Genomic DNA, 16568 nt, shown 5'->3' with positions numbered 1-16568 from the left:
CGGCAATGTAGCCCGCGCCGATGATGGCTGCCCTGCAGGGCAGTGCGCTCAGTTCAAAGAAACTATCGGAATCAATTCCCAGCTCAGCACCGGGTACAGAAGGACGCACGGGGTGCCCGCCGGTGGCGATAAGAATATGATCGGCCGTCAGCGTTTCGCCATTGACCTCAATGCTGCGGGGGCCTGTGAAACGGGCTGTCCCGTGAATGACTTCGACAGCGTTTCTACTAAGCGCCGCATCGTAGAAGCCGTGAATGCGTTCAATGTGCTCACTGCGGTTTTTCACCAGCGTGGCCCAGTCAAACTCACACCCCGATACGCTGAAGCCATAGCAGTGACTGTAAGTCCGGATGGTTTCAGCCACCTGAGCGGCATGCCACATCACTTTTTTTGGCACACATCCCACATTCACGCAGGTTCCGCCGATGGGGCCTTTCTCAATAAGAGCGCATTTCTGTCCATTTGCAGCCGCGCGATTTACGGAGGCGATCCCGGCGCTGCCGCCGCCAATTGCAATGTAATCAAAGTGTCGGGTCATCGTTATTCTCCAGCCAGCCTTCAGAAGCAGGAAGCCGGCGCGTGCTGATTCACGCCCCCGGCCGTAGTAGATGTTCAGTTCGTTCGTGCGATTTTCTGCCGCACCTGCCTGACGCCCTCCAGAGAGGCCTCAACTGCGCCTGCAAGGTATGGGATGTTGACGGTGGCGTGATGGCTGGCCGTAACGCCTGAGACGGTGCTGAAAGCAGCAGGGGTGGCAATGGTTGTTGCGGGAATAGGCATTTTACTTCTTCCGTCAGCCGCCGCGGCCACCGCCGGCAATTTTTTGATGGCAGTGCGTCTGGCTGCCCTGTTCATGCTGCTGAACCGGCATGATGTGCACGTGGACAGCGCCGGGGTTCTGCTGGCGGTCACTTCCGGCGCCATCACTTCCGCCCTTTCCTGGATACTCTGGTATTCGGTCCTGCCCTGCCTTTCCTCAACGATGGCCTCCGCTGTCCAGCTGAGCGTGCCCTGCCTGGCCGTGCCGGGCGGCGTCCTGTTCATCGGAGAAGCCCTAAAACTGCACATCATCGTGTCTGCCGTCATTATTCTGGGAGGCATTGGCCTGATCAGTGGCGCCGAAAAGTCCCACAGGCCCTGAGTCTGTGCTGCTACCGCAGCCGGGCAGCACGTCCAGTAAAAAGGCTGATAAGGCGAAGCAATACCGATCTTCAGGCGGACTCGTCCCGCTGTTACATCAGAAAGTGAAGGAAATAACCCAGTGAAAAGAGAAAATTTCTGTTTGAAAATGACGAAGGGGAAAAACTTGCTGCCCTGCTTGAAATGCCTGTCAACGTCCGGGCGTTTGCCTTGTTCGCACACTGTTTTACCTGTGGCAAAGATCTGAAAGCGGCATCACGAATTGCCAGGATACTGACGCAGCATGGCATCGCGGTTCTCCGGTTTGATTTTACCGGGCTGGGCGGCAGCGATGGAGACTTTTCAAATACCAATTTCAGCTCGAATGTTGCAGACCTCCGGTCGGCGGTTGCACACCTCAGGGATAACTTTCAGGCGCCGTCTCTTCTTATTGGCCACAGTCTCGGAGGAGCAGCCATCCTGTCCGTTGCGGGCGATATTCCGGAAGTCAGGGCGGTCGTTACAGTTGGATCGCCCGGAGAGATATCCCATGTAAAGCGGCTTTTTAAGGACGACCTCTACGCCATTGAAAAGCCTGGCGCCTATCCGGTCAAGCTTGCCGGCCGAACTTTTGTTATCCGCCAGCAGCTGGTTGATGACATTCAGCAGCAGAAAGTAGCGGAAAAACTTTTCAGAATGAATAAGCCCCTTCTTGTATTCCACGCGCCAGAAGATGATACGGTTCTGATTGAGCAGGCCGAGCACATATTCAGATCGGCGCGACACCCGAAAAGCTTCATTTCGCTGCACGGTGCCGATCACCTCCTGTCGGACAATAAAGATGCCGACTATGTGGGTGAAAGCATCGTGGCCTGGAGCTCACGCTATCTGGAACTGTCGCCATAGTGGAACGGTAGAGAAGCCGTCCGTCAGGACAGCCCCTCTGGAACAGGACATCGTGCACGCGTTCAGGATAGATAGCAGTGGGTCGCTTATTGGTATGAAAACGGAAGAACTGTAAACTGGCAATATGCGTGTGCGTCCATATCCACTTGCCGCTTTTCACTTATAAAGTGGTTCAGAACGCGCACGCAGGTTCATTATGTGCCAGAAGCGGTAATTAACCTTCACATGGGTAATGTGAAAGTTAATATTGAACAAGAAATTATTTTGAATTTTCAGCAGTAAAGCTTTGATAATTTTCAGGTGTAATAAGTTTGTAAGGCACCCAGTTAAGTGTCTCTACCTTCTGCTTATTCAGCAGGGCTTTGGTCACCTGAACGGCACCGGTGGCCTGCCCTTTTGCATCCTGAAAAATGGTCAGTGCCATCTTGCCGTTTTTAATGAACTGCTGACCGTCAGGCGTTCCGTCAATACCCGCCACAAGGATTTTGTCATTCTTCGCCTGGCTTAACGCCATGATGGCGCCAATGGCCATCTCATCGTTGTTCGCAGCAATGGCGTCAATCGGACGCTGATTCAGCAACCAGCCAGAAACCACATCGACCGCTTCATTACGCTGCCATTTCGCCGTCTGCTTCTCAATGACCTTCATGTTTTTGTATTTGCCGATAACGGCTTCCACTGCGCGGGTGCGCTCACGGGCCTCTTCATTCGACAGCGCGCCCATAAGAATGGCCACATTCCCTTTGTAGTTCATTTTTTTTGCCAGCGCTTCCATCTGCATTTCGCCACCCAGCGCCGAATCAGAGCCGACATACGCCATATCTTCGGGCAGTTTCACTTCCGGTTTTCGGTTCACAAAAACCAGCGGAATACCGGCTTGTTTTGCCGCATTGATCATCGGTAAAACGCCCTGCGTATCGACCGGATTAAGAATAATGGCGTCCACGCCCTGGTTGATGAAGTCATCAACCTGCTGCACCTGCAGCGCGACATCGCCTTTTGCATCAACAAACTGGCTGTTGAGCTGGCTGACATTCAGCTCTTTTTGCATCTGAGTGCGAAGGATTGAGACAAAGTTAAGGTCGAAGTTAGCCAGCGCGACGCCAACGGTAGGGGTTTTGGCACTGCCACTCACACTAAACAGCAGGGAGCAAAGGCAAAGAAGGAGGTTTCTGATGTTCATAGTCTATTCCTGTAGGTTGAGGTTGTTATTGTTTTCATTAACTTTATTGTGCGTCGGGTAACAGGCAAATACCCGACGCATGCTGCTTACAACGTAAAGTGATCGCGGAACTGCTGGACAGCCGCCGTGCTATCGCCGCTGGCCCAGCCCTCCATGGCGACGGTGCCGCTGTAACCTATCTCCTGCAGCGTCCGGGCAATAGCACGGTAATTGATCTCGCCGGTACCCGGCTGCTGACGGCCCGGTACATCGGCAACCTGGATTTCGCCAATCGCGGTGCCGCAGCGCCGTAGCAGTTCAATCAGATTGCCTTCGCCAATTTGTGCATGGTAGAGATCCAGATTCATCTTCAACGCCGGGCTGTTGACCGCTTCGACCAGCGCCAGCGTCTCAGAGGCCAGGGCGAAGGGTGTGCCCGGATGATCGACCGGCAGATTAAGGTTTTCGAGGGTGAAAACCCGTCCGGCTCGTTCGCCAAGTTGTGCAACCTGGCGCAGTGTATCGGCAGCCTTGAGCCACATAGCGCCCGTTACCGTTGCCACGGGTTTTACCGGCAATCCGCGATCGTCAAGTCCGGTACCATGCAGATTCAGTACCGGACAGCCGAGACGTGCGGCCACAGCCAGCGACGCTTCAGCGCTCTGCAGCAGCTGCTTTATCTCTGTCTCATCGGTCAGATTACCGCTCAGATAACCGGTCATTGAGGTAAAACGCGCACCGGTCGCGACCAGCGCATCAATATCCTTACTGGCCCATCCCCAGATTTCGACGCCAAAACCCAGTTCGTGAATGCGTTTTACGCGCTCAACAAATGGCAGCTCCAGAAATACCATTTCAGCGCATACGGAAAGTTGATAACCGGCCATCAGCGAACTCCCAGCTTAACGGGCAGGTTGCGCTGCACAGATTCGATACAGGCCAGCGCAATTTCCAGCGCGTTACGCGCATCTTCTCCCGTGGCGCGAGGTGTTTCACCGCTGCGGATACAGCGGGCAAACTCGGTCATTTCTGCCACATAGGCTTCACGAAGCAGATCTGAATCCAGTCGCGACGTGTCGATCGCAATCCCGCTGGCGGTGTAACGCACGCAGTGATTGGCATTGATATGGCCCGCCTGCAGCATGCCTTTGCTGCCAAAAACCTCACCGCGTACGTCATAGCCATACACCGCCTGAAAGTTTGCCTCAGCAATCGCAATGGCACCGTTGTCAAAACGAATCGTGACAACAGAGGTATCCAGCAGACCTTTATCTTTAAAGTCTGGCCGCACCAGTGCATCAGCCAGCGCATAGACTTCAACCGGCTTTGCGCCATGGTTGAAGTGCAATAGGGTGTCAAAATCGTGAATGAGCGTTTCAAGGAAGATTGTCCACTGCGGAATCGGGGCGGGGTCGTGCAGACCAGGGTCACGCGTCACCGATCGGCTAAGCTGCGTCGTGCCATTATCACCGTTTTTTACCGCCGCAATCGCTGCCGCAAAGCCGGAATCAAAGCGCCGATTAAAGCCCACCTGTAATACGACCCCAGCCTCTTTTGCCGCTGCGATGGCGCGATCAGCCTCTTCCAGCGTGACCGCCATAGGCTTTTCACAGAACACATGTTTGCCAGCTTTGGCCGCTGCAATCACCCACTCAGCATGCGTCCTGGCCGGAGCGGCGATCGCTACGGCGTCGATTTCATCATCCTGCAGCAGCGCATGCAGATCGCTGTAGGCTTTGCTGACCCCAAGCCGACTGGCAAGCTTTTCCGCCGCGCCAGGGAGCGGATCGGCTACCGCCGCCAGGGTAGCGCCTGGCACACGCCAGGCCAGATTTTCGGCATGGAAACTGCCCATGCGACCTGCGCCTATTAAACCCACGCGCACTGTTTGATGGTTCATATAAACTCCTTATTATTTCGCTTTAGCCCAGGCGGGCGAGGAAGGGTTTTGATCTGGTCGCTGCGCATCAGCGGCGAAACGACGGGATTTGGAGAGCATCAGCGGTTCAATTTGCTCAAGCGAAACGCCCCGGGTTTCCGGTAAAAAACGACGGACAAACCAGAACGCGATGAGCGATCCCACCGCACATAACATCAGCGGGAAGGCACCATGAAAATGTTCCATCAGCACCCGGCTGCGATTCATCATCGGGAAGCTTTGAGTAACGATAAAATTCGCAACGTACATTGAGGCGAACGCGTAACCCATCGCCACGGCGCGAATACGATTAGGAAAGATTTCAGAGATCAGCAGCCAGGCACCCAGGCTCCAGGACAGGCCAAATATCAGTACGAAGGCTAACAGCCCAATCACCGGCAGCAGGCCACCAGCATCGGCGATAAATGCCCAGGCGGTGAACACCATAGAAAGCGCACATCCCAGTGCCCCCCAGCGCAGCAGCAACGTCCGGCCCAGACGATCGATGGTACTCAGACAAACCGCTACGCCAGCCAGCAGCGCAAGGCCAAGGAAAATGCTGTGAAACAGAGAAGACTGGGTGCTGCCGGTGATGTTTTGCAGCAGTGACGGCGCGTAATAGAGCAGGATGTTAATACCGGAGATCTGCTGCAAAATAGCAATGGCACAGCCAATCATGAGGATATAGCGTGCTCGCGCATCCCGCAGGATGCCGCGCTGAGTTGTCCGAATGTTGTCATCCTGCTTTGACGTCAGAATCTCCTGTAACAGCCGCTCAGCGTGCTGTGCATTCGAAAGACGGGTCAGCACGTCACGGGCGCGCTCTTTTTTGCCGTTTAGCGCCAGCCAGCGTGGTGACTCTGGCATAAATGGGACAAGCAGCAGGAATAGCGCACAGGGCACCACGCCGGAGGCCAGCATCCAGCGCCAGCCTTCACTGACAATCCACTGATGCGGCATACCGCGTGCAATCAGGTAATTCACGATATAAACCGTCACCTGTCCGCCAACCATCAGCATCTGCTGCAGGCCGAGCATGCGTCCGCGCCAGTCTTTCGGTGAAACTTCCGCGATATAAAGCGGCGTAATCGCAGAGGCCATTCCGACCGCCAGCCCGCCTGTCAGCCGCCAGATAACAAAATCTGTCAGCGAACTGGCCAGCGCAGCACCCACTGCGGAGAGTACAAAAATGATGGCGGTGACAATCAGTGTTGATTTTCGGCCGATGCGATCAGAAATGAAGCCAACACCCCATGCCCCGACGATGCAACCGAGAATGACATTGGACACTGCCCAGCCACTTTCCCACGGGGTTAAGTTGAGATGTTCTGTCAGCGGATCGATAACGCCTGAAATCACCGAAGCGTCATAACCCAGAATCACGCCACTCAGTGAAGCAACGGCACAGATAAACAGAATCAGACGTAAATTATGTTTGCGCATAACCACTTATTTCCCTTCGCTTGTTTAATTCAGGTAGTTGCATCAACCATTGCAAAGGCGATGCCAACCAAAATCCGGGAAATTTTGTGAGCGCTGACACAGCGTGACATCACAAACTGGCAACAAAGTTTACATGTCAACTTAACATGTCCATAAAATGGACATTTATTTCCGTGGGAGTGGTGTGTGAATCAGCAACTGTTATTACGAGATGAGAGCGAGGCGATTTTCAGCCTGCCTGACAGGGAAGCCGCCGACAGTTGGGACGCGCTGTTATGGCAAAGCTGGCAGAGCTTTACTCAGGGCGAACCGCCGCCAGCACTCCGTGAAAGTATTCTGCATTCCTGGCAACGTTCGCAGCAGTACGCTATCGATCCACATCGTTTTATCTACACCGCTCCGCCAGCCAGCGAACTGACGGCGATTCTTGAAAACAATGCCGAACTAATCCTTGTTGCGCGCAGCATTATGGAAAATTTGCTCGCCTATAATCCTGACGGGCATATAAATCTCACCGATGCGCAGGGCGTTACGCTGCATTTTTGCGGTGCCGACCTGACACCCGTCGGCAGTATTCTGCGTGAAGACGTATTGGGCACAAACTGTACCGCGCGATGCCTGATTGAACAGCGGCTGGTGTATGTGCTGAGTGGTGAAAACTGGAAGTTTGATTTGCGAAAACGCCGCCGACAATGCGCTGCGGCCCCCGTCCGTGATGACAACGGAGAATTGATTGGTGTGCTGACACTGACCGCCACGCCGGATAATTTCAACGTTCACACGCTTGGCACGGTCCAGGCGGCGGCAGAAGCGGTCGGGCAGCAGCTGATGCTACGACGCCTGCTGGCTGAACAGCAGTCCATTCTGGAGACGCTGAATGAAGGTGTCATTGTCTGTGATAAACAGGGGCGCATCAAAACGCTTAACCGTTATGCGCGCCAGATTTTCAGCGGGCTGGAGCCACGCGATACCCCGATTGATGAACTGCTCCAGCCGCAGGGCAGATCGCTGATGACCATGCCTTTCTGTAATGACCTTGAGTTACAGTTCAGGCCGGCCGGCCTGGCCCCCCTCTCCTGCCTGATATCGTTGATGCCCGCGCCGGATGGCGGACGCGTGCTGTCGCTGCGTGAAAATCAGCGTATCCGTGCCATTACCCGACGTATCATGGGCGTGAGTGCCAGTTACACCTTTGACATGATTCGAGGCCATTCGCCGCGCCTGCAGCAGGCGATCCACAAGGCACGCGTCAGCAGCCGTACTGACAGCACAGTGCTGCTCAGCGGTGAAAGCGGCACCGGCAAAGAGTTGTTTGCTCAGGCCATTCATAACGCAAGTCCTCGCCAGCAGGAAGCGTTTATCGCTCTGAACTGCGGCGCATTACCGCGCGATCTGGTGCAAAGCGAGCTGTTTGGCTATGCCGATGGTGCCTTCACCGGTTCGCGTCGTGGCGGTTCAGCGGGCAAATTTGAACTGGCTGACGGCGGAACCCTTTTCCTGGATGAGATTGGTGAGATGCCACTCGAAGCGCAAACCAGCTTACTGCGCGTTTTGCAGGAGAGCGAAGTGCTGCGTATCGGCGCGGCGCAGCCAGTGAAAGTGAATGTGCGCATTATCGTGGCAACCCACTGCAACTTACTGGAGGCCGTTGAGAAAAACGCCTTCCGGCGCGATCTCTATTATCGTCTGAATGTGATTTCACTGGAAATCCCGCCGCTGCGTGATCGTCGCGAAGACATTCCGGAATTGTTAAACATCTTTATTCAGGCCCTCTGCACGCGTCTGAAGCGTATTCCGCCAGTGGTCGTGCCGGACGCAATGACCTGTTTGCAATCCTGGGATTGGCCGGGAAACGTACGCGAACTGGAAAATGTCATCGAGCGTGTCGTCAACCTGAGTGAAGGATTAGAAATAACCCGAGCCGATTTGCCCGAATCCCTGCAGGAAGTCTCAGCCAGTAATGCGTCCAGAGATATTCTACCCTCACTGCAAAATCTGGAGCGCATGCATATTTTACAGGTTGTCAGTGAACAACAGGGTAATTTACGCCAGTCGGCGCAACTGCTGGGGATCTCGCGAACGGCGTTATATAACAAGCTCAATGCCTGGAAAATAGACTACCGAGCTTTCAGAAAAAATGTTTCCTAAACGCTGTGACGACCTGACTGATTAATGACATTAAATCAGACCCGCTGACGTTCGGCGGTTAACCTATTGCCATCAGGAATAAGTTTGGTTGTCATTAAGCTACTTTACCGCGATTGCATCTGGCGAGGCCTCATTCAGCCAGCCAGATAGCAATACCCGTCAACGCTCAGCATAGATATTCACCTTGATAGCTATGCCATTATTCTCTTCACTAAATTTTACTGACCAGGCAGCGTGGTGTAATTAGCCGGCACCCAGCGATAAGCACTCCCCTCATGCTGAACATGGCCCAGACCCGGGAAGGCGATATGCGCCGCAGCCACCCAGTAGCCCTGATCGGCAGCCTGTTTCAGTACCCTTTCACGTGTATTGATAGCCTGTTTCTGATCGACATCAAAATGGATGGCCACTTCCGGGTCTGGCATTTGCACCGCTTTGGCATGGATGATGTCCCCCCACAATACCAGCGTCTGACCTTCACTCTCTATGCGATAAAGTACGCTGCCCGGTGTGTGGCCGGCTGTCGACTCAGCACGGATTCCCCCCGGTAATGTAGCTGGCGCCATAAACGTTTTTAGCTGGCCAGCATTGATGACCGGGCGAAGCGTCCGTTCAGATTCTGAAAAAGTATGTGACTGGCTGGCCTCCACCCTGCTGATATTGGCCGGATTAAGCCAGAAATCGACATCCCGTTGATCCACGAACACCACGGCTTTTGGAAAGGCAGGCTTGCCTGCACGCGAGACACCGCCGGAGTGATCGGCATGAATATGGGTCAGAAGCACGGCATCGATCGACTCTGCGGGATAGCCAGCGGCGGCCAGGTTGGTTAGCAGATGTCCGCCATGGTGACCAAAAAGCTCACCGGCTCCGGTATCGACTAAAATACGCTTTTTGCCATCATCGATAACGAATGCGTTAATCGATGTTTCGGCCTGCGGCGTCATTGCCTCTCTGGTCATTGCCTTGCTGAGTCTATCCGGCGCAATGTTAGTCAGTAGTGTATTAAGGGGAATGGTCACCGTGCCGTCGGAAACGGCGGTAATGCGCAATTTACCTAACTTCATCCGGTAATATCCCGGGGCCTGCTGATCCAGTACAGACGGCTGTTCGGCAGCATGGACCGGGCTGAACGCGATAAGTGAAGCCACCAGCATCAGTAAAATTTTCATTAATTCCTCTCCGAAAAGTTTCATCACAACGTGGTGAGCAGTATCCTTACGCAACCTGTATCACTCAAATTGATTAAACTAATGCTCACTATCAGAGAAAATGATTTTCATCGTATCGACCTGAATTTACTGACGGTGCTGTTAGTTTTGAAGCGTGAAGGCAGCGTCTCTCGTACAGCAGAAAAGCTGCATCTGGGTCAGCCTGCGGTCAGTAATGCACTGGCCCGGTTGCGGGTGATGTTCAGCGATCCGCTGTTTGTGCGTACATCAAAAGGGATGGAGCCTACCCCGCGAGCCGAGGCGCTGATCGCTGAGCTGGGGCCTCTGATGGCGCAGATGCAGAATGTACTTTTTCAGCCAGCATCCTTCACGCCTTATGAGGCGAACCATGTTTTTCGGCTGGGGATGAGCGACTGGGTTGAGCGCTGGCTGATGCCGGGACTGTATGCGCACATCACGCGCACCGCTCCTGGCATGACGCTTAAGGTCACGGCCAGCGATCCCTTCAGGGATGTGGAACTGGTCGCACGTGGCGAGATCGATCTTGCCATTTCGGTCGGCGATAAAACGCCCGCCACGCTGCGGCGCGAGACAATCGTTTCACATAACTTTTGTACGTTGTGGCATCCGGAACAGCTTTCGTTGTCTGCGCCGCTAACGCTGGAGGATTACGTGGCGCATGATCATCTGCTGGTTTCCTATCGTGGATCGACCTGGAGCGCTATCGACGACGAGCTTGCGGCATTGGGAAAAGCACGTTCGATTCGCTACGTGACACCGCATTTTTCCTCTCTCCCTCCACTGCTGGTTCGCACACCCGCCCTGGCCACCGTCCCTGCCGGGCTGGCGGATGACTGGATAAACCATTACGGTTTATGCTCCAGTCCTGTACCAGTAGCAGCGCCTGAAATTGCCCTTTCATTGCTCTGGAACAAACGCTTTGATAATGATATGCCGCTGAGCTGGCTCAGGGAGGAACTGCGTAGTGTGATGACAGATCGAACCTGAGTAGCTGCTCTTGTGGGATGCTAAGACCTGCTTTGCAGATCACCCGCCCTGAAAAAAGTCGAAAGTCATATTTTCTAGAAAAATGCATGCTAAGAGGAGGATAAAATTTTGTCTGACTACCAACTTGTTGGAACTGTTCCGTCTGTAGAGGATTTTTGCCGCTTACGTATTATCTCAGGACTGACGCCACGTCCCGCCGAAGCTGCCCGTCTGGGACTCCCTAACAGCTGTTATGGTGTTCATATCCTCTGCAGGGAAACCGTCATCGGAATGGGGCGTATCGTAGGCGACGGCGCGCTAAATATGGATATTGTCGATGTCGCTGTCGATCCCGCGCATCAGGGAAAAGGTCTGGGCCGCATGATAATGGAAACGCTGACAAAGTGGCTCGATCAAAATGCCTGTGATGGTGCTTATGTCACATTGATGGCAGATGTTCCTGAGCTGTATGAAAAATTTGGTTTCACGCGCGTCAGTCCTGTAAGTGAAGGTATGGCAAGGATCTGGAAAAATACCAAAACGTCATAAAATAGTGACGCTCTTGCTCAGTGCAGACCCTAGCCTCACATCATTAAGCGCTGATTCAAAAAACACATTAATGAGCAGGCAAATAAAACGTCACCTGCTCTGCTCTCTATCAGCGTGAACCCGTTAACTTCCACACCTTCACTTCATAAAGCACCATTTTAAGTTCTGAAACTCAGTACCTCGCCCGGCTACTGCTCAGCCGCGGAAAAAACGCAGGCTGCGGCAGGCCTTCCTGGACAGCAGACTCAGCGCGCAGCATGCGCACAAACGACTCGCCCCAGTGATGGCTGTTGTGCATATGCAGACCTTTCAACAGACGGGCATGCAGACTTCGCCGTTCGTGTAAGGGCATCTGCAGGGCGCGATGCACCGCACTGGCCATTGCGTCAGGATCATAAGGATTGACGATGATGGCTCCCTCCATCTGCTCGGCTGCACCGGCAAACTGCGAGAGAATAAGCACGCCGGGATTTTTCGGGTCCTGCAGGGCGACATACATTTTTGCCATCAGACTCATACCGGCCATTAATGGCGTCACCAGCGCAACGCGTGAAGCACGATAAATACCAGCCTGCTCTTCCCGGCTATAAGCATGAGTCAGATAGTTCACCGGATACCAGTTCATTGTACCATGTACGCCATTCAGCTCGCCGCACAGTGCTTCCAGCGCATGGCCGAGTTCAGACGCATCATGTGCGTGTCCGGCTGCCGGAGGTGCCAGCTGCAACAGCGTGATATTTTTCTCATAGCAATCATGTCTTCTTAGCAGCACTTCCAGGGTGCTGATGCGGTAAGGCAGTCCCGAACTCTCATCAAGGTGGCCGCCGCTAAGCACGGTATTTTCTGGCAGACTTTCGCGGCACTGCATTTCCATGTAAGCACAGCTGTTGCTCTCGCGCAGACACTGAACATCGTCAAGGTCAATTCCGACCGGGAACACACCCACCCGAATAATCCGGCCATGAATGCGGAAGCTCTGCGCCTCCAGCCGCTCCAGCCGGAATTCACTCTCCAGCCAGATGAGGAAGTTATTCATGTCCTGCACGGTCTGGAAGCCAATCAGGTCACAACACAGTAATGAGTCAGTGAACCAGCGCCATTCGGGAATGGTTTCAAACATTCTGCCCGCCGGGAAAGGCTGATGCAGAAAAATACCTACTGAGTTGGTCAACCCTTCTTCACGAATATAAGAAGCACAGCCAAGCAGATGATAATCCTGAATCCAGATAACATCGTCGGGTGTGGCATTTTCGCAAATGGCGTGCGCATAGGCTTTATTAATGTTTTTATATTCCTGATAGCCACTGGTGGAAAATCGGGCCATGTCAGGGCGCTGGTGAAAAACAGGCCAGAGTCCTTTGTGAATATAGTTGTGGTAACCCTCATTTAATTCACCCAGCGTATAGGGGAAAGTCACAGTTTCATACTGGCCTGCCTGTTGCACGGAGTAGGATCTTGACGCATCGTGAGGAATGACTGTGCTCTCACCATCCCAGCTAATCCACAAGCCTCCCTGACGGGAAAGTATGCCTTCATAAACGGCAGTAAGCGTCGAACGTTGACATTGATTATGAGAAACAAGGATAAGGCCTGACATAGAGTGTTCCTTACGAACCCGCTGCGGAAAAGCAACATTGCCTGGCAGCGAGCCGCTATTAATCGGAGGTCGGATAATAAACTGGAGATAACCGCTCATAAGCGTGCACCTGGACTTAATGCCTGCTGGCGCTTCTGGCGCAAATGGGGTCGTAAACCCCTTCGTGCAGCGTCGTCACGTAGATGCCGGGCAGTGAGGGAAAAGTCATAAATCCGTTGTGTTCAAAGAAATCCGGCACGGGCTCACCCATCGCAATAATGCTTCGGCAGCCCCTGGCGCCAGGATGAGACAGACAGCAGTGCAGCAGCCATGAGCCGAGTCCGATAAAACGATATTCCGGCGAGATGAACAGATTGCGGATTATCCAGGTCTCCGCCATATCGGTCACGACGCGGGCAAAACCGATTTGCCGGCCATTACGGTAAAGTCCAAAACAGAGACTATTGTTCAGCGCCAGAGTCAGAGAGCGGGTATCCGGTATCGATTCGCCCAGCCATTGAGAGATCAGGCGATAGTTCAGCAGTGCCGGATCGGTGCTGGCCTCAATGCCATCTCTGAACCATTTGCGGGGCGAAATAAGGCGAAGGCGCTGCTGCTCAGCGACTGCAGCATCGCTGCTCCCCGATATGGACCAGGGCTTGTTAATGCATTTCATCCACGGCTTCCTTGAACATAGGCGCATCAGCGCCCGGTGCCGTTAATTAAACCGATCGGCCTGTAAAAAAGGCGTAAAAAGAGGCAGGTGAAACGTAAAAACGCTGCAAAACTTCCGCCGCCCTGGCATGGCACAAAAAGTCAGCGAGTTAAATACAGGGAATATACGCAGTGATAAATAAAGAAGAGTAGCTGACTTAGGTCCACTCCCTCCCAAGCGGGTTTAATAAACGCGTGGCCGGGCCGTTTTATTGCAGAAACAGAGAAATTAAAAAATTTCTTTTTTAATTCAGAACTGAGCCATCATTGTCTGAAATGATACGCCGTTGAAAAACTTCACCTCTCCCACTCTTTTAAATCCCAGTTTTTCATAGAAGGGAACGGCGAAGAGTGAGGACCGTACACTGATTTCTGAACGCAGCACGGGAGCCACCTGCTGCCAGAGTGCCGTCGCCACCCCTTTACGGTGAAACTTCGGATGCACAAAAAAGTATTTCACTAAATTGCCTTCGAAAAGGGTGAGTACGCCGGTGATCTCACCTCTTTCCACGACAATCAGCCAGAGATAATCATCTGCAACGATCAAAGGTTTAAGCGCATCATGTTTTATGCTCTCGATAAACCATTGCGGGCATGGCTCTATTTCTGAAAAGTTACATTGCAACGACACTTCATGTATCAGATTACTAATGCTTGCCGCATCTGATGCAACCGCGTCCCGGATTTCCATTTTTACTCATTCCTCCTGAATCCGCGCCACTAAAGCTTAAAGCAGAGTCACTTTGCCCTGGAAAATCACCGGCCCGGATGGCCCGCTGAGCTTAGATCCCCCTGCTGGCTCCAGACTCACTGCCAGTACCGTCTGATTATTCAACTCGTCTGGTGCTAACCGGAAAGCGTTATTGTCGGTGTGATTGATCAGTCCCAACGATTGTGGTGCAGCACTGCCCCTGATTAGCCAGAGTTGCAGGGCTTTATTCTCTGGCAGCGTGATGTTTAGCGCGGAAACCTGAATGAGTGACGCTGACTTATCCAGACTCACCACAAACTGTGCGTTGGGCTGCGCGCCACTGAGTACCGCAATGGGCTGCAGGGAATGCGGGGTATCCGGCTTAATCCCCTGGTTGTAAATGAGGATGCCCGCCATTGCCGCCGCCAGACACCAGCCGAGCCAGAAGCCAGGTTGCCTGCGGACTGATGTCGTGCCAGAGGTGACAGCATTACGATTAAGATCCTGCTCAATCAGCGGCCAGACCGCAGCGGGAGGCATAACGTCGTGGGTGAGCAAATCGATGCCGCTGAACGCTTTCTGCCAGCGCAGCACCTCTGCAGCAAAGTGTGAATCGTCATTGAGGCGTTTATCAAGCCGATGGCGTGTCACATCGTCGGTAAGACCCAGCACATATTCCGCCGCAGTGAGATCATGGTGTTCCTGAGCAGTCATAGGCCTATGCACTCCCGAAGATGGATTAACGCGCGACGGATCCAGCTTTTTACCGTACCCTCAGGCTGGCTCATGGAGAGCGCAATCTCACTCTGAGACAGGCCACGATAATAGGCGAGCGAAATACTTTGTCGCTGTTCTGAAGGTAAGTGCGCCATACAGTGCTGAAGGCGACGCGCCTCCGCATGACTCTCATCAGAAACGAGTGGCATCTGGAAACCCGCTTCAGCTTCGCTGATTTCATCCACCGAACAGCATCGATTCTCATGTTTGCGCAGGAAATCAATCGCCCGATTTCTGGCGATGTGGCTGAGCCAGATGTGCGGTTCACTGCGCGCATCGTCGTAATAGTTTGCCGACTGCCAGATATGGATAAACGTGTCGTGCAGGATTTCCTCTGCCCAGTCCCGGCGTCTGACCATACGCAGGATGATCCCATAAAGTCGGGGCGACAGGACGCGATAAAGCTGCTCAAGAGCAGCTTTATCACCGCAGGCTATCTGGTTCATTAAGTCGGCCTGAATGTGGGGCACATTTTTTGTCATCGGCTTCCCTGGTAAAGGTGTAGCCACGCTATCAGTGACCACACTCAGTATAGGTAACGCTTTATGGCATTAATACGGTATCGATAACGTCAATCACACCGTTGCTCTGGTTCACATCATAGGTTGTGATACTGGCAACATTGCCCTGAGCATCTTTAAGCTGAATGTTGTGAGGGCCATTCGCCATCACCCACAGTGATTCGCCATTCACCGTTTTCAGCTCGGCTTTACCGCCACCGGCTTTGATTTTTTTCTCCAGCGCTTTCATGTCCAGTTTTCCTGCAACCACGTGATAGGTCAGCACGCTGGTGAGTTTTTGTTTGTTCTCTGGTTTAAGCAGGGAGTCGACAGTGCCCTGAGGCAGTTTTTCAAAAGCGGCATTGGTTGGCGCAAAAACAGTGAACGGCCCTTTGCCTTCCAGCGTCGGGACCAGTCCGGCAGCTTTAACGGCGGCCACCAGCGTGGTGTGATCTTTCGAGTTAACAGCGTTCTCAACAATATTTTTCGACGGGTACATGGCAGCACCACCGACCATCACCGTGTCGCTGTTCATGCTGGCCGCGTAAGAGGCGCCGCTGAAGACTAAGGCAGAAAAAATCAGAGTTGGCAGGAATGGTTTCATTTTCACTTCCCTCATTGAGTTTACAGGCAGGGCCAGAATGCCCTTATCTGTTAATACGAATGAGGGAGGAAAACGGATGCAAAAAATTTTAAATTTTTTAAGCGGGGGTTCTGCTTCATGAGAATGGGGGCTGACGGGTACAGGACAGCTCTGTTTTGTCGCTCATGCCTGACTTATCGGGTTAAAGATAAAGCCCTCCTCAGACAGGACGATGCAGGCAAAGACATTCCTGACGCCATTTAACTCCCTCTTACATAAATTTCCACAGGTAATGTCATCCAGATTTCAGCCCGGTATTATTC

At 53.2% G+C, this 16568-nt stretch carries 17 protein-coding genes; 5 read left to right on the top strand and 12 right to left on the bottom strand.

What is annotated here, in order from left to right:
• Nucleotides 1-538 (bottom strand): FAD-dependent oxidoreductase (locus AC2LB6_RS23755; RefSeq protein WP_490095351.1); only part of this gene is annotated, 538 nt, incomplete at its 3' end.
• A 219-nt stretch (nt 539-757) separates the two neighbouring features.
• Between AC2LB6_RS23755 and AC2LB6_RS23750 the strand changes: the two genes are divergently transcribed.
• Together AC2LB6_RS23750 and AC2LB6_RS23745 are read left to right on the top strand one after the other, a co-directional pair.
• Nucleotides 758-1141 carry an EamA family transporter gene (locus tag AC2LB6_RS23750; RefSeq protein ID WP_490095350.1) on the top strand — a complete coding sequence of 128 codons (384 nt, stop codon included), beginning with the start codon at nt 758-760 and terminating at the stop codon, nt 1139-1141.
• A gap of 209 nt (nt 1142-1350) precedes the next feature.
• Nucleotides 1351-2025 carry an alpha/beta hydrolase family protein gene (locus tag AC2LB6_RS23745; RefSeq protein WP_490095349.1) on the top strand — a complete coding sequence of 225 codons (675 nt, stop codon included), beginning with the start codon at nt 1351-1353 and terminating at the stop codon, nt 2023-2025.
• 259 nt (nt 2026-2284) lie between these two features.
• On the opposite strand, the gene AC2LB6_RS23740 is transcribed toward AC2LB6_RS23745, so the two are convergent.
• The 4 genes from AC2LB6_RS23740 to AC2LB6_RS23725 all read right to left on the bottom strand — a co-directional run bounded on the left by AC2LB6_RS23740 (nt 2285) and on the right by AC2LB6_RS23725 (nt 6548).
• Nucleotides 2285-3208 carry a substrate-binding domain-containing protein gene (locus AC2LB6_RS23740; protein WP_490095348.1) on the bottom strand — a complete coding sequence of 308 codons (924 nt, stop codon included), beginning with the start codon at nt 3206-3208 and terminating at the stop codon, nt 2285-2287.
• Nucleotides 3209-3294: 86 nt separating this feature from the next.
• Entirely contained in the window at nt 3295-4074 is a 780-nt protein-coding gene (locus tag AC2LB6_RS23735) for a TIM barrel protein (protein ID WP_490095347.1), read from the bottom strand.
• Nucleotides 4074-5087 (bottom strand): Gfo/Idh/MocA family oxidoreductase, encoded by a 1014-nt coding sequence (locus AC2LB6_RS23730; protein WP_490095346.1) that lies wholly within the window; start codon nt 5085-5087, stop codon nt 4074-4076. The genes AC2LB6_RS23735 and AC2LB6_RS23730 overlap by 1 nt, the downstream gene beginning before the upstream one ends.
• A 12-nt stretch (nt 5088-5099) precedes the next feature.
• Nucleotides 5100-6548 carry a sugar porter family MFS transporter gene (locus tag AC2LB6_RS23725; protein WP_490095345.1) on the bottom strand — a complete coding sequence of 483 codons (1449 nt, stop codon included), beginning with the start codon at nt 6546-6548 and terminating at the stop codon, nt 5100-5102.
• A 186-nt stretch (nt 6549-6734) separates the two neighbouring features.
• Here AC2LB6_RS23725 and AC2LB6_RS23720 point away from each other — a divergent pair, with 186 nt between their 5' ends.
• Nucleotides 6735-8696 carry a sigma-54-dependent Fis family transcriptional regulator gene (locus tag AC2LB6_RS23720; protein ID WP_490095344.1) on the top strand — a complete coding sequence of 654 codons (1962 nt, stop codon included), beginning with the start codon at nt 6735-6737 and terminating at the stop codon, nt 8694-8696.
• A 218-nt stretch (nt 8697-8914) separates the two neighbouring features.
• Here the strand turns inward: AC2LB6_RS23720 and AC2LB6_RS23715 are convergent, their stop codons facing one another.
• Entirely contained in the window at nt 8915-9868 is a 954-nt protein-coding gene (locus AC2LB6_RS23715) for an MBL fold metallo-hydrolase (protein WP_490095343.1), read from the bottom strand.
• An 81-nt stretch (nt 9869-9949) separates the two neighbouring features.
• Between AC2LB6_RS23715 and AC2LB6_RS23710 the strand changes: the two genes are divergently transcribed.
• Nucleotides 9950-10876 carry a LysR family transcriptional regulator gene (locus tag AC2LB6_RS23710; protein ID WP_490095342.1) on the top strand — a complete coding sequence of 309 codons (927 nt, stop codon included), beginning with the start codon at nt 9950-9952 and terminating at the stop codon, nt 10874-10876.
• A 105-nt stretch (nt 10877-10981) separates the two neighbouring features.
• Nucleotides 10982-11404, top strand: a complete 423-nt coding sequence (locus AC2LB6_RS23705; RefSeq protein WP_490095352.1) for a GNAT family N-acetyltransferase — start codon at nt 10982-10984, stop codon at nt 11402-11404.
• A gap of 172 nt (nt 11405-11576) precedes the next feature.
• Here the strand turns inward: AC2LB6_RS23705 and AC2LB6_RS23700 are convergent, their stop codons facing one another.
• From AC2LB6_RS23700 to AC2LB6_RS23675, 6 genes are all read right to left on the bottom strand, one after another.
• Nucleotides 11577-13001, bottom strand: a complete 1425-nt coding sequence (locus tag AC2LB6_RS23700) for an alpha,alpha-trehalose-phosphate synthase (UDP-forming) (protein WP_490095341.1) — start codon at nt 12999-13001, stop codon at nt 11577-11579.
• Nucleotides 13002-13116: 115 nt separating this feature from the next.
• On the bottom strand, nt 13117-13656 hold the full coding sequence (locus AC2LB6_RS23695) for a GNAT family N-acetyltransferase (RefSeq protein ID WP_490095340.1): 540 nt from the start codon (nt 13654-13656) through the stop codon (nt 13117-13119).
• Nucleotides 13657-13944: 288 nt separating this feature from the next.
• Nucleotides 13945-14385 carry a GNAT family N-acetyltransferase gene (locus AC2LB6_RS23690; RefSeq protein WP_490095339.1) on the bottom strand — a complete coding sequence of 147 codons (441 nt, stop codon included), beginning with the start codon at nt 14383-14385 and terminating at the stop codon, nt 13945-13947.
• Between the two features lie 36 nt (nt 14386-14421).
• Nucleotides 14422-15099 (bottom strand): anti-sigma factor, encoded by a 678-nt coding sequence (locus tag AC2LB6_RS23685; protein WP_490095338.1) that lies wholly within the window; start codon nt 15097-15099, stop codon nt 14422-14424.
• Nucleotides 15096-15644: a sigma-70 family RNA polymerase sigma factor gene (locus AC2LB6_RS23680; RefSeq protein WP_090965209.1), complete on the bottom strand. Its 549-nt coding sequence runs from the start codon at nt 15642-15644 to the stop codon at nt 15096-15098. The genes AC2LB6_RS23685 and AC2LB6_RS23680 overlap by 4 nt, the downstream gene beginning before the upstream one ends.
• A gap of 61 nt (nt 15645-15705) precedes the next feature.
• On the bottom strand, nt 15706-16266 hold the full coding sequence (locus AC2LB6_RS23675) for a fasciclin domain-containing protein (protein WP_090965204.1): 561 nt from the start codon (nt 16264-16266) through the stop codon (nt 15706-15708).
• Nucleotides 16267-16568 lie beyond the last annotated feature (302 nt).

Source organism: Pantoea sp. RCC30.1 (assembly GCF_058148845.1).
Note: the sequence above shows the minus strand (reverse complement) of the source record. Positions and strands in the feature narration are given on the sequence as shown.

What these genes read in the sequence shown, in the direction of transcription:
- AC2LB6_RS23675 (WP_090965204.1), bottom strand. Translation starts at nt 16,266, where the DNA reads ATGAAACCATTCCTGCCAACTCTGATTTTTTCTGCCTTAGTCTTCAGC.
- AC2LB6_RS23685 (WP_490095338.1), bottom strand. Translation starts at nt 15,099, where the DNA reads ATGACTGCTCAGGAACACCATGATCTCACTGCGGCGGAATATGTGCTG.
- AC2LB6_RS23690 (WP_490095339.1), bottom strand. Translation starts at nt 14,385, where the DNA reads ATGGAAATCCGGGACGCGGTTGCATCAGATGCGGCAAGCATTAGTAAT.
- AC2LB6_RS23735 (WP_490095347.1), bottom strand. Translation starts at nt 4,074, where the DNA reads ATGGCCGGTTATCAACTTTCCGTATGCGCTGAAATGGTATTTCTGGAG.
- AC2LB6_RS23750 (WP_490095350.1), top strand. Translation starts at nt 758, where the DNA reads ATGGTTGTTGCGGGAATAGGCATTTTACTTCTTCCGTCAGCCGCCGCG.
- AC2LB6_RS23695 (WP_490095340.1), bottom strand. Translation starts at nt 13,656, where the DNA reads ATGAAATGCATTAACAAGCCCTGGTCCATATCGGGGAGCAGCGATGCT.
- AC2LB6_RS23740 (WP_490095348.1), bottom strand. Translation starts at nt 3,208, where the DNA reads ATGAACATCAGAAACCTCCTTCTTTGCCTTTGCTCCCTGCTGTTTAGT.
- AC2LB6_RS23710 (WP_490095342.1), top strand. Translation starts at nt 9,950, where the DNA reads ATGCTCACTATCAGAGAAAATGATTTTCATCGTATCGACCTGAATTTA.
- AC2LB6_RS23700 (WP_490095341.1), bottom strand. Translation starts at nt 13,001, where the DNA reads ATGTCAGGCCTTATCCTTGTTTCTCATAATCAATGTCAACGTTCGACG.
- AC2LB6_RS23680 (WP_090965209.1), bottom strand. Translation starts at nt 15,644, where the DNA reads ATGACAAAAAATGTGCCCCACATTCAGGCCGACTTAATGAACCAGATA.
- AC2LB6_RS23715 (WP_490095343.1), bottom strand. Translation starts at nt 9,868, where the DNA reads ATGAAAATTTTACTGATGCTGGTGGCTTCACTTATCGCGTTCAGCCCG.
- AC2LB6_RS23725 (WP_490095345.1), bottom strand. Translation starts at nt 6,548, where the DNA reads ATGCGCAAACATAATTTACGTCTGATTCTGTTTATCTGTGCCGTTGCT.
- AC2LB6_RS23730 (WP_490095346.1), bottom strand. Translation starts at nt 5,087, where the DNA reads ATGAACCATCAAACAGTGCGCGTGGGTTTAATAGGCGCAGGTCGCATG.